Consider the following 12,923-nt stretch of genomic DNA (forward strand, 5'->3'; position numbering starts at 1 on the left):
GGGGCTTACGCCTCCTCGACCTCCACATTCTTGGTCAGCCGCCGATAGACAATGCGGCGCAGGCGGCGGTGCAGCGGACTGATGCGGTGGCGCAAATGGGTGGCGCAATAGACCGGCTGGCGCAGGACGGGCGCATCCGAAACCGCGCGGAACCGCCCGCTTTCAATCAGCGCAGCGGCGCTTTTTTCCAAGACATAGCCCGACCCGCCGGTGGCTTGCAGCATCGACACCACCGCCGCGCTTTGCCCGACCGAGATGGGGGCCGCAGCAAGATCGGGGGTGACCTGACGGTGCATCTCTTCAAACGCAGGCGAGAAATGGGCAAAGACAAAGCGGGCGGGGGTGACCTCGGCCAGTTTGTCCACCTCGGTTGAAATCATCTGATAGGCCACCTCTCCTACATTGTCGAAATGCAGGTCGGGGTGCGGTTTCGGGGCGAACATCACCGCGAAATCCAGCGTGCCGGTCAGCAGGTCGGCGCACATCTGGTTGGAATAGTCCGGCTCTATATAAAAGGCGGTGTCGGGAAAGTTGCGGCGAAAGCCTGCCACCCAATCGCCCAGATATTGCGCCGACAGGTCGTTCTGGATGCCCACCCGCACCAGATGCGCCGCTTGCTGGGGCACGATGATGCGGCGCTTGGCCTCGTTCCATTCGTGGCGCAGCATGCGGGCGTGGGTTTCGAACCGCGTGCCTTCGGTCGTCAGGTCGGTGCCCGCGCGCGACCGGGTGAACAGCCGCACGCCCACCGCCTGTTCCAGCGTTTGAACGCGGGCCGAGACGGTGGATTGCGTCACGCGCAGACGTTCCGCCGTGCGGTGAAAGCTGCGGGTTTCCACAAGGTCAAGAAACGTGTCGAGAAGTTCGATCTGCATGGCTGCCCCGGACAGTGATCAGGTAGTCTGATCGTTTTTCCCGATCATAAGCCGCTTCGCCGCCGGATTGAAAGGTGGAATCCGCCGGAGGATAGTTACGCCAAAGACGGGGAGCAAAATGAGCGATTTTCCAACATCGGCGCGGGTTGTGATCATTGGCGGCGGCGCGGTGGGGGTTTCCTCGCTGTATCATCTGGCCAAGGCCGGGTGGACCGATTGCCTGCTGCTGGAAAAGAACGAGCTGACGGCGGGCAGCACCTGGCACGCGGCGGGCAATGTGCCGACGTTTTCGTCAAGCTGGTCGATCATGAACATGCAGCGCTATTCGGCAGAGCTGTATCGGCGGCTGGGGGCCGAAGTTGACTATCCGATGAATTATCACGTCACCGGATCGGTGCGTCTGGCCCATACCAAGGAACGCTTGCAAGAGTTTCAGCGGGTGGTCGGCATGGGGCGCTATCAGGGAATGGACCTGAAGATCCTGACCCCGGATGAGGTGAAGGAGGTCTATCCCTTCCTTGAAACCCACGATCTGACCGGCGCGCTGCACGACCCCTATGATGGCGACATCGACCCCGCGCAACTGACGCAGGCTTTGGCCAAGGGTGCGCGGCAAATGGGCGCGCGGATTGAGCGGTTCTGCCCGGTGGATGGCGTGGAATGGACCGGGACCGAGTGGATCATTTCCACCCCCAAGGGCGATGTGCGGGCCGAATATGTGGTGAACGCTGCCGGGTATTATGCCCGCGAGGTTGGCCGCATGTTTGGCCGCGAGGTGCCGATGATGGTGATGAGCCATCAGTACATGCTGTTCGACACCATTCCCGAGCTGGAGGCGTGGTCCAAGGATGTGGGCCACAAGCTGCCGCTGCTGCGCGATGTGGATTCCAGCTACTATCTGCGGCAGGAAAAGAACGGTTTCAACCTTGGCCCCTATGAGCGCAACTGCAAGGCGCACTGGATTTCCAAGGACGACCCCTTCCCGCAGGACTTCAGCTTCCAACTTTTCCCCGATGATCTGGAGCGGTTGGAGTGGCACATCGCCGATGCCATGGCCCGCGTGCCGCTGCTGGAAAAAGCCCCGCTGACGAAGGTGATCAACGGCCCGATTCCTTACGCCCCCGATGGCAACCCGCTGATCGGGCCAATGCCCGGCGTGCCCAATGCGTTTGAGGCTTGCGTCTTTACCTTCGGCATTTGTCAGGCCGGGGGGGCGGGCAAGGTGCTGGCCGAATGGATCACCGAAGGGGCGACCGAATGGGATATGTGGTCCTGCGACCCCCGCCGCTTTACCGGGTTTGAGGATGAGGATTACTGCATCCAGAAGGGGATGGAGGTTTACGGCCACGAATACGGTATCCATTTCCCCCACCACGCTTGGCCCGCCGCGCGGGGCAAAAAGCTGTCGGCGGTGCATGAACGCACCAAGGCTTTGGGCGCGGTTTATGGCGCCTATAACGGGTGGGAGCGGGCCTTGTGGTATGCCCGCCCCGGAGATGACACATCCGAGGCGGGCACCCAGACATGGGACCGGGAAGGCCCTTGGTTTGCTGCTGTAAAGGCGGAATGCGAGGCGGTGCGGGATGGCGTCGGCGTGCTGGACCTGCCGGGGTTCAGCCGGTTCGAGCTGGAAGGGCCGGGGGCGGCCGACTGGCTAAGCCGCCAGATCACCGGCAAACTGCCCGCCGTGGGCCGCATGGGCCTGGCCTATTTCGCCGATGACAAGGGCCGCATCGTCACCGAAATGTCGGTGGTGCGGCGCGAGGAGGAGGCCTTTACCCTGATCACGGCAGCCCTTGCGCAAAGCCATGACGGCGAATGGTTGAAGCGGCATCTGGCCGAGGGTCTGACCCTGCGCGACCGGACCGAGGATTTCACTTGCCTGATCGTGACCGGGCCAAAGTCGCGCGATCTGCTGGCGGGGCTGACCGGGGCTGACCTTTCGGCGAAATGGCTGAGCGTGCAGCCCGCAGCGGTTGCCGGGCAGGATTGCGCGCTGTTCCGCGTCAGCTTTGCGGGGGAATTGGGCTGGGAAATTCATGCGACCCCGGCACGGATGCCCGCAATCTATGATGCGGTGATTGCGGCGGGGGCAAAGCCCTTTGGCATGTTCGCGCTGAACAGCTTGCGCGTGGAAAAGGGCTATCGCGCGTGGAAGGGCGATCTTTCAACCGATTACACCGTGCTGCAAGGCGGGCTGGAGCGGTTTGTCGATTGGTCAAAACCCGCGTTCCGGGGCAAGGCCGCGCTGGAGGCGGAAAAGCAGCGCGGGGTGGCCAAGCGGTTCTGCACGCTGGTGATCGAGGCTGGAGAGCAGGATCCGCCGTACATGTCCACCATCTGGCACGGCGGCAAGGTCGTGGGCGAGCTGACCTCTGGCTATTACGGGCATCGGGTGGGGGCTGTGATCGGCCTTGGGATGTTGCGGGCCGATCTGAATGTGCCGGGGGTGAAGGTGGAGGTCGAGATTTTCGGCACGCTCTACCCCGCCACGGTGCAGGCAGATCAGCCGCTGTGGGATGCCAAGAACGAGCGTATCCGCGCGTGACGGCGGGCGGACCGGGGGCCAGCCCCCGGACCCCCGGGATATTTATGAACAGATGATGAGGGACTGGGCTGTGGCGAACATTCCGACGAAAACGCGGGCGGTGGTGATTGGCGGCGGGGTGTCGGGCTGTTCGGTGGCCTATCATCTGGCCAAGGCCGGTTGGGAGGTTGTGCTGTTGGAGCGGAAGCGCCTGACCTCTGGCACGACCTGGCATGCGGCGGGGCTGATCGGTCAGTTGCGCGCCAACCAGAACATGACGCGGTTGGCCAAATATTCGGCAGAGCTTTATTATCAGTTGGAGGCGGAAACCGGCGTTGCCACCGGGATGAAGCGGGTGGGGTCGATGACCGTTGCGCTGACCGAGGCGCGGATGGAAGAGATTCAGCGTCAGGCGACGATTGCCAAGATCTTTGGTGTTGAGGTGCATCGGATTACGCCGGATGAGGTGAAGGCGCTGTATCCGCATCTGAACATCGAAGGCGTTGTCGGCGGCGTGCATCTGCCGAATGATGGCCAGTGCGATCCGGCTAACATCACCATGGCCTTGGCCAAGGGGGCCCGGATGGCGGGTGCCAAGCTGTTTGAAAACGTCAAGGTCGTGAAGGTCACCGAAGGGCCAGCGCCGGGTGGCGCGCGGCGGGTGACGGGGGTGGATTATGAGGGGCCTGAGGGGCCGGGGCATATTGACGCCGATGTGGTGGTGAACTGCGGCGGTATGTGGGGGCGTGATCTGGCGGCGCAGAATGGGGTGACGGTGCCGCTGCACGCGGCAGAGCATTTCTATCTGGTGACCGAACCCGTTCAGGGCTTGGGCGATATGCCGGTGCTGCGGGTGGTCGATGAATGCGCCTATTACAAATCGGATGCCGGCAAGATGATGCTGGGCGCGTTCGAGCCGAAGGCCAAGCCTTGGGGCATGGGCGGCATTCGCGAGGATTTCGAGTTCGACACGCTGCCCGAGGATTGGGATCACTTCATGCCCATTCTGGAAATGGCGATGAACCGGATGCCGATGTTCCAGACCACGGGCATCCATACCTTCTTCAACGGGCCGGAGAGTTTCACCCCCGATGACCGCTATTACCTTGGGCCTGCGCCCGAGCTAGGGGGGTATTGGGTGGCCGCGGGGTATAACTCGATCGGTATCATCTCTTCGGGCGGGGCGGGGATGGCCCTTGCGCGCTGGATCACCGAGGGCGAGCCGCCGTTTGATCTGTGGGACGTGGATATTCGCCGTGCCCAGCCGTTCCAGAAGAACCGCAAGTATCTGAAGGAACGGGTCAGCGAGACCCTGGGCCTCTTGTATGCCGACCACTATCCCTATCGGCAGGTTGAGACCAGCCGCGGGGTGCGCCGCACGCCGCTGCATGAGCATCTGAAAGCCAAAGGCGCTGTGTTCGGCGAGGTTGCGGGCTGGGAGCGGGTGAACTGGTTCGCCAATGCGGGGCAGGAGCGGGAGTATCGCTATAGCTGGGGCCGCCAGAACTGGTTTGACAACCAAAAGGCCGAGCATATGGCGGTGCGGACGGGCGTTGGCCTGTTCGACATGACCAGTTTCGGCAAGATCAGGGTCGAGGGGCGCGATGCCTGCGCCTTTCTGAACCGGGTTTGCAGCGCCCAGATGGATGTGGAGCCGGGCAAGATCGTCTATACCATGTTCCTGAACGAACGTGGCGGGGTTGAGGCCGACCTGACCGTGACACGCCTGTCAGAGCGCAGCTATCTGCTGGTGGTGCCGGGGGCGACCTTGCAGCGTAACCTCGCTTGGCTGCGTGATCATGTGGCCGAGGATTTCGCTGTGATCACCGATGTGACGGCGGGCGAGGCGGTGCTGTGCGTGATGGGGCCGAAGGCGCGCGATCTGATGCAGGCGGTATCGCCCAATGATTTTTCCAACGCAGCGCATCCCTTTGGCACGGCCAAGGAGATTGAGATTGGTTATGGCATCGCCCGCGCCCATCGGGTGACCTATGTCGGCGAATTGGGGTGGGAGATTTACCCATCGGCGGATCAGGCCGCCCATGTGTTCGAGGTGCTGGCCGAGGCGGGTGAGGCCCATGGGCTGAAGCTGTGCGGGCTGCACGCGCTGGATAGCTGCCGGATCGAAAAGGCCTATCGCCACTGGGGCCATGACATCACGGATGAGGACCATGTGGTCGAGGCCGGGCTTGGCTTTGCGGTGTCAAAGAAAAAGCCCGCGTTCATCGGGCGCGAGGCGGTGTTGAGGACGCAAGAGGCCGGGCTGGCCCGTCGTCTGGTGCAGTTCCGCCTGAAAGCCCCCGAGCCGCTGCTGTTCCATAATGAGGCGGTGGTGCGGGATGGCAAGATCGTCGGCCCGGTGACTTCGGCGAATTACGGGCATTTTCTGGGGGGGGCCATCGGCATGGGCTATGTGCCCTGCGCCGGCGAGACCGAGGCGGAGATGCTGGCCTCGACCTATGAGATCGAGGTGGCGGGGGTGCGCCATGCGGCCGAGGCCAGTCTGATGCCGATGTATGACCCGAAATCGGAGCGGGTGAAGGGGTAGGCTGCCCCCTCACCCCGGCCCTCTCCCCCTAGGGGAGAGGGGGAGGTGCGAGGTTGGGCAGGGCAGGATTGGCGGCAAATGGCGCATGAGTATTTGGGCCAAGAGGAAGGGGAACGGGCGATGAGCGAAACTGGCAATGAGGTCGGCGAGATGTGCGAACCCGCGCGGGCGCGGCGGGAAAGCGGGCGGTCCGGTGGGCGCGCGGCGCGGGTTGCCTTGCGCGCGGCCCCCTTGGCCGAGGATGTGCGTCCGGTGCGGGGTGGCCTGCCGGGGGGGCAGTATAAACCGCTGACCGAGGCGGGGATTGCCCAGATCCATGCGGCGGCGCTGGATGCGCTGGAGCAGATCGGGTTGAGCCAGGCGCCGAAATCGGGGGTGGAGGTGATGACCGCCGCCGGGGCCATTCAGGGCAGCGACGGGCGGCTGCGGTTTCCGCGCGCATTGGTTGAGGATATGCTGGCGGTGGCGGCGCGGAATATCACGCTGCATGCCCGCGACCCCAAGCATGACCTGCATCTGTCGGGCAGCAATGTGCATTACGGCACGGCGGGGGCGGCGGTGCATATCGTCGATCCAGTGACGCTGGAGTATCGCGACAGTACGGCGCAGGATTTGTATGATGCCGCGCGGTTGGTCGATAACCTCGACAACATCCACTTTTACCAGCGCACGATGGTGTGCCGCGATGTGGTGGACAACAAGGAGATGGACCTGAACACGCTTTATGGGTGCCTTGCAGGCACCAGAAAGCACGTGGGGACCAGCTTCAGCGACCCGAGCCACGTCGCCGACTGCTTTGACATGCTCTATATGGTGGCGGGGGGCGAGGAGAAATGGCTGGAGCGGCCGTTTGTCAGTAACTCCAACTGTTTCGTCGTGCCGCCGATGAAATTCGCCGAGGAAAGCTGTATCACGATGGAGGATTGTATCCGCCGCGGGATGCCGATGCTGCTGCTAAGCGCTGGGCAGGCGGGGGCGACGGCCCCGGCGCCGATTGCGCTGACCATCGTGCAGGCGGTGGCGGAATGTCTGGCCGGGGTGGTCTATGCCAATGCGGTGAAAAAGGGCGCGCCCTGTATCTTTGGCACCTGGCCCTTTGTCAGCGACCTACGCACCGGGGCGATGAGTGGCGGTAGCGCGGAACAGGCGCTGTTGACGGCCGGTTGCGCGCAGATGCACCGATTCTATGACCTGCCGGGGGGTGCGGCAAGCGGCATTTCCGACAGCAAGCTGCCCGACATGCAGGCCGGCTGGGAACAGGGGATCACCAACTCGCTCGCCGGTCTGGCGGGCCTCAACATGTGTTATGAGGCGGTGGGGATGCATGCCAGCCTGCTTGGCTTCTGTCTGGAAAGCCTTGTGCTGGGCGATGACCTTCTGGGGCAGGCGATGCGTCTGGTGCGCGGGATTGATGTTACACCCGACAGCACCAGCCTGGATGCGATGAAAGAAGTCTGTCTGGGCGGGCCGGGGCATTATCTGGGCAGTGACCAGACGCTGAAGCTGATGCAGACCGAATATATCTATCCCAAGGTCGGTAACCGGATGAGCCCCAAGGAATGGAACGAGGCGGGCAAGCCCCTGCTGCTGGACACCGCCATGGCAAGGAAGAATGACATCCTGTCCAAGGCGGGTTGCGTGGTGGACCCCGAGATTGACCGGGCGATCCGCGCCCGCTTCAACATCTATTTCCGCTAGGGCCGATTGCGCCGGACGGGCCAGCCGGACTAGGCTGGCCCGGTAAATGAGAGCGGTGATACGCCGCCAGTCCGACAGGAGAGATACGATGACCATTTCCAAGCATATCGGCCAGTTCTACATCAACGGCGGCTGGGTTGACCCGCTGCCCGGTGCCACCAAATTCGGCGTTGAAAACCCCGCAACCGAAGAGATCGTGGGCGAGGTGGCGCTGGGCACCGCCGCCGATGCCGACCGCGCGATTGCAGCGGCCCGCGCGGCGTTTGATGGCTGGACGGTGACACCGCTGAAAGACCGCATCGCCTTGGTCCGCCGCATTCTGGAGGTGTATAATTCCCGGTATGAGGAATTCGCCCAAGCCATGTCGACCGAGATGGGTGCGCCGATCGAATGGGCGCGGGGCGCACAGGCATGGGCGGGGCAGGTGCATATTGAAAGCACCATCAAGGCCGCCGAAGAGATGCAGTGGGAATACATGCGCGGTTCGACCCGGATCGTGCTGGAAGGCATCGGGGTTTGCGCGCTGATCACGCCATGGAACTGGCCGATGAACCAGATCGCCTGCAAGGTGGCGCCTGCGCTGATTGCCGGTTGCACCATGGTGCTGAAACCGTCGGAAATCGCGCCGCTGTCGGGCCTGCTGTTTGCCGAGGTTTGCCATGAGGCGGGTGTGCCGCCGGGCGTGTTCAACATGGTCAACGGCAATGGGCCGGAGGTGGGCGCGCGGATGTCTTCGCACCCCGAGGTGGATATGGTCAGCTTTACCGGCTCGACCCGCGCGGGCACGGCGATTGCCGCCGCCGCGGCCCCGACGGTGAAGCGCGTGGCGCAGGAGTTGGGTGGCAAGTCGCCCAACATCATCCTGCGTTCGGCTGATCTGGCCGAAGCGGTGAAGGCGGGCGTTGCGGGCTGTTTCGGCAACACCGGGCAAAGCTGTGACGCGCCGACCCGCATGTTCGTGCCGCGCGATCTGCATGACGAGGCGCTTGGCTACGCCAAGGAAGCCGCGGATGAGGTGGTGGTCGGCGACCCGCGCGACACGGCAACAACGATGGGGCCGCTGGTGTCAAAGCTGCAATTCGACAAGGTGCAGCGGCTGATTCAGGCCGGGATTGATGAGGGCGCGACGCTGGTTTGTGGCGGCATTGGCCGGCCCGTGGGGGTGAACCGCGGCTGGTTCGTGCGCCCGACGATCTTTGGTGATGTGACCAATGAAATGACCGTCTCGCGCGAGGAGATCTTTGGCCCGGTGCTGGCGATCCTGCCCTATGACGATCTGGATCACGCGGTCACCATGGCGAACGATACGCCTTACGGCCTTGCCGCCTATATCGCCGGCCCGGTCGAGGAGGCCAAGCCGCTGGCGCGCCGCCTGCGGGCGGGCACCATCAACCTGAATTATCCCGATTGGGATACGTTTGCGCCATTCGGGGGCTACAAGCAATCGGGCAACGGGCGTGAATATGCCGACTGGGGCATCCATGATTTCTGCGAAATCAAGGGTGTGGTCGGCTGGGGCGCATAAGCGCCCCGAACGGGGGGAACGAATGAAATACGGATATATCGGCCTGGGCAACCTGGGCGGCCACATCGCCATGTCGCTGATCAAGGCGGGGCATCAGGTCGTGGTCTATGACCGCGACCCCGCCTTGGCCGAACGGCATGTGGCGGCGGGGGCGGTTCTGGCCACCTCGGTCACCGATCTGGCGGGGCAGGTGGATCATGTGTTCACCTGCCTGCCATCGCCTGCCGTCAGCGAACTGGTTCTGGCGGAAATGCTGATCACCCTGAAGCCGGGGGCGACATGGATCGAAAATTCGACCATCGGGCGAGATGATATCCGGCGGTTGGGCGGGCTGGCGAAAGGGTCCGACATCCGGTTGCTGGAGGCGCCGGTGACCGGCGGTGTGCATCTGGCGGCGCGGGGCGAAATCACCGTGCTGGTGGGGGGCGATGCCGATCTGTTTGCGCTGCATGAACCGGCGCTGCGCGCGATTGGCAACCGCATCTTCCACATGGGGCCGTTGGGGTCTGCGGCGGTGATCAAGGTCATCACCAACATGCTGGCCTTCATCCATCTGGTGGCGGATGGCGAGGCGCTGATGCTGGCCAAACGCGGCGGGCTGGACCTGAAAACCGCGTGGGAGGCGATTGCCGCCTCATCCGGCAGCAGTTTCGTGCATGAAACGGAAGGCCAGCTTATCCTGAACGGCAGCTATGACATTGCTTTCAGCATGGACCTTGCCTTGAAAGACCTTGGCTTTGCCATGGGTTTCGGCCGCGAATTCGGCGTGCCGCTGGATCTGGCCGGAATGACGGCGCAGACCTTTGTCAAGGGCAAGGCGGCCTACGGCGGGGCGGCGCAATCGACCCAGATCGTGAAATTGCTGGAAGATGCGTTGGGAACCGACCTGCGGGCCGAAGGGTTCCCGGCACGGCTGGAATGAAGGCAATTCATTGCGATTGACGAATGCCTCCCACTGGCACAGTTTGAACGCAGGTGTATGGAGCAACCTGTTCATGCGTATCTTTTTTCTTTTGGCCACGTTGGCCTTTGGTTTGACTCACGCGGCCGCAACCGCCGCAAAACCCGTGACTTATATCTGCAATCTGGAGGTGGGGCGGCGCATGAACTGGGTGCCGAAGCAACTGGTCGTGTTGATCGAGCCGGGGGCAAAGACCGCTTTGGTCAATGATCCGATCATCCAGTATTTCCTGAAAAAGCCGATGACGGCAAAGGTGACAGCCGATAACGGGCAGCGTCTTGGGTTGGGCTGGTCATATATGGTGACCGACGGAAAAGGCCGCGACAAAAGCGAGATGATCTATAGCGCGATCATCCGTAAATCCGACATGCATGTCAGCATGCGGGCGGTTCCTGCGGGCTATGACAACACCTTTTCCGCCGGTGGCTCCTGCAAGAAGCAATGATTCTGGCGGCGACTCCTTGACCTTCCGGCTTTGCGGGGCCTTATTCCCCCTAGTCCAAATCCGCGACGAACAGGAGATGTCAGATGGCTTTCACCCTTCCCGATCTGCCCTATGCCCACGATGCGCTTGCCTCGCTTGGCATGTCGAAGGAGACGCTGGAATACCACCACGACCTGCACCACAAGGCCTATGTTGACAACGGCAACAAGCTGATTGCCGGGACCGAGTGGGAAACCAAGTCGCTGGAAGAGATCGTCAAAGGCACCTATGCTGCCGGTTCGGTTGCCCAGAACGGTATTTTCAACAACGCCTCGCAGCATTGGAATCACAACCTGTTCTGGGAAGTGATGGGGCCGGGCGAAGACAAGAAAATCCCCGGTGCGCTGGAAAAGGCGCTGACCGAGGCATTCGGTTCGGTCGCCAAGTTCAAGGAAGATTTCGCCGCCGCCGGTGCCGGTCAGTTCGGGTCGGGCTGGGCCTGGCTGGTCAAGGATGCCTCGGGTGCGCTAAAGATCACCAAGACCGAAAACGGCGTGAACCCGCTGTGCTTTGGTCAGACCGCGCTCTTGGGTTGTGATGTGTGGGAACATTCCTACTACATCGATTTCCGCAACAAGCGCCCGGCCTACCTGACCAACTTCCTAGAAAAGCTGGTCAACTGGGAAGCGGTTGCTGCCAAGCTGTAAGCCCACAGCAGCAAAGATCAAAGGCCCGCCGGTTTCGGCGGGCCTTTTTCGTTCCACCGTGCAACGGCTCAATCGGTCCGCAGATGCGCAGGCAGGGCGTCCACATAGCTTGCCGGCAAGTTCGGATCGACTGCGCCGCGCCGCACGAGTTCATCAAGGCACAGGAGCGCAAGCGAATGGCTGTCAAACGTGGCGCAGGCAAGCAAGGCCAGATGGCCAACCTGTCCCGAAGACCAGCCTGAGATGCCCGTCAGATCGCGCACATAAACCGCGTCACCGTCGATCAGCTGATCTGCCAGCCGCCGGGGCCGAAGCCGCGCGGACTGAGAGTTGGGCAGCATGAGTGATTTGTTGAACATGAACTTGTGCAACTCAAATCCCAGGGCGCGCAACTGGGTGTCGATGCCACCCAGCATCGGTTCGCCCTCATAAAGCCGCTGATAGCGCAATTCGATGATGACGCAGACGCACTGTTGCATCACACGGCTTGCGGCGGCCAGCACGGCCCCCTCGCCGCCCTGAATGTCGATCTTCAGCATGTCGAATTCCGGAAGATCGGGCAGATCGTCCAGTGCTGCGGTCTGCATCTGTATCTGCTCGCGCATCTGCCCCCAACGCGGCCGGCCGATGACCGCCAGCCCCGGTTCATAAGGCGGCAAGGTCGAGGTCATGCCCGAAGACCGCATCACATGCAGGGTGACGGGAGTGCCGTCGCCCACGGCCACCGGAAAATAGGTTTCGTTCGGCGACGGGCGTTTTTGCAAGGCGGCATAGGCCGAGGGCTGCGGCTCGAACCCGACGATCCGGCAGCCGCCCGCCGCCAGCAGGGCCGAATAGGGCGCAGGATTGACCGGATTGGCCCCGACATCGGTGATCGTTGTCAGCCGGGGCAGGGACAGCGCCTTTTGCAACAGGGCGGCAGGCGCGGAAAGGGTCTCGGTCATGAACTATCTGGGCCATTGTTTCTGTTTTCAGAACGCTAGCCCAGCGAAATCGGGTTGGAAAGGTGCGATCCGCCGGTTACCGCGCGAAGGCGGATTGCAGTCTGGCTTCGGCGGCGGGCACATCCGGCACAACCTGAAACAGCCCCAGCATCGAGGTGTCGGCAAAGCCCTCGGCAACGATATGTTGCAACAGGCTGACCAGCGGCTGCCAATAGCCCTGCACATCCAGTAGCAGGATCGGTTTGCGGTGCAGACCGATCTGCGCCCAGGTCAGCACCTCGAAAAACTCATCAAGGCTGCCTGCGCCGCCCGGCAGCACGACCACGGCGTCAGAGTTCATGAACATCACCTTTTTGCGTTCGTGCATGTCTTCGGTGATGACGAACTGGGTGACCTGACGGCGGCCCTTTTCCAGCCCGATCAGATGGGTGGGGATGATGCCCATGGCGGTGGCCCCGGCCTCTTGTGCGGCGCGCGCCACCTCTCCCATCAGGCCGATGTCGCCTGCGCCATAGACCAGCCGCCAGCCGTTTTGCGCCAGCGTGCGGCCGAAATCGCGGGCGGCCTGGGCATGGGCGGGGTTCTTGCCGGGACGCGCGCCGCAGAAGACACAGATCGAGCGCAGCTTGTCGGACATCGCAATCCCCCGGTGGAATCCAGTTGCTTTCCCGGCATCTATAGGGGTTCCTGAAGCAAAGGAAAGCAGCGGCCGGG

10 protein-coding genes are annotated in these 12,923 nt (G+C 62.7%); 7 read left to right on the forward strand and 3 right to left on the reverse strand.

The window, feature by feature from the left end; translation table 11 throughout:
• Nucleotides 1-5: 5 nt before the first annotated feature.
• A complete protein-coding gene (locus tag JI744_RS07120; protein ID WP_202659003.1) occupies nt 6-875 on the reverse strand; it encodes a LysR family transcriptional regulator in 870 nt (289 codons plus the stop codon).
• 118 nt (nt 876-993) lie between these two features.
• On the opposite strand from JI744_RS07120, the gene JI744_RS07125 reads away from it, so the two are divergent.
• The 7 genes from JI744_RS07125 (at nt 994) to JI744_RS07155 (ending at nt 11,265) form a co-directional block, all read left to right on the forward strand.
• Nucleotides 994-3,423, forward strand: coding sequence for a GcvT family protein (locus tag JI744_RS07125; RefSeq protein ID WP_202659004.1), 2,430 nt, complete (start codon nt 994-996; stop codon nt 3,421-3,423).
• 55 nt (nt 3,424-3,478) lie between these two features.
• Nucleotides 3,479-5,950, forward strand: coding sequence for a GcvT family protein (locus JI744_RS07130; protein WP_236019311.1), 2,472 nt, complete (start codon nt 3,479-3,481; stop codon nt 5,948-5,950).
• Nucleotides 5,951-6,070: 120 nt separating this feature from the next.
• The gene (locus JI744_RS07135; RefSeq protein WP_456237457.1) at nt 6,071-7,648 is read left to right on the forward strand and encodes a trimethylamine methyltransferase family protein; all 1,578 of its coding nucleotides are present in this window, start codon (nt 6,071-6,073) and stop codon (nt 7,646-7,648) included.
• Between the two features lie 88 nt (nt 7,649-7,736).
• Entirely contained in the window at nt 7,737-9,173 is a 1,437-nt protein-coding gene (locus JI744_RS07140; RefSeq protein ID WP_202659005.1) for an aldehyde dehydrogenase family protein, read from the forward strand.
• Nucleotides 9,174-9,195: 22 nt separating this feature from the next.
• Nucleotides 9,196-10,095 (forward strand): NAD(P)-dependent oxidoreductase, encoded by a 900-nt coding sequence (locus JI744_RS07145; protein ID WP_236019312.1) that lies wholly within the window; start codon nt 9,196-9,198, stop codon nt 10,093-10,095.
• Nucleotides 10,096-10,168: 73 nt separating this feature from the next.
• The gene (locus tag JI744_RS07150) at nt 10,169-10,579 is read left to right on the forward strand and encodes a hypothetical protein (RefSeq protein WP_202659007.1); all 411 of its coding nucleotides are present in this window, start codon (nt 10,169-10,171) and stop codon (nt 10,577-10,579) included.
• Nucleotides 10,580-10,662: 83 nt separating this feature from the next.
• Entirely contained in the window at nt 10,663-11,265 is a 603-nt protein-coding gene (locus JI744_RS07155) for a superoxide dismutase (RefSeq protein ID WP_202659008.1), read from the forward strand.
• A 68-nt stretch (nt 11,266-11,333) separates the two neighbouring features.
• On the opposite strand, the gene JI744_RS07160 is transcribed toward JI744_RS07155, so the two are convergent.
• Nucleotides 11,334-12,209 (reverse strand): FkbM family methyltransferase, encoded by an 876-nt coding sequence (locus JI744_RS07160; protein WP_202659009.1) that lies wholly within the window; start codon nt 12,207-12,209, stop codon nt 11,334-11,336.
• A 76-nt stretch (nt 12,210-12,285) separates the two neighbouring features.
• Nucleotides 12,286-12,846 (reverse strand): LOG family protein, encoded by a 561-nt coding sequence (locus tag JI744_RS07165; protein WP_202659010.1) that lies wholly within the window; start codon nt 12,844-12,846, stop codon nt 12,286-12,288.
• Nucleotides 12,847-12,923 lie beyond the last annotated feature (77 nt).

Source organism: Fuscibacter oryzae, assembly GCF_016765795.1.
GTDB classification, from domain to species: domain Bacteria; phylum Pseudomonadota; class Alphaproteobacteria; order Rhodobacterales; family Rhodobacteraceae; genus Fuscibacter; species Fuscibacter oryzae.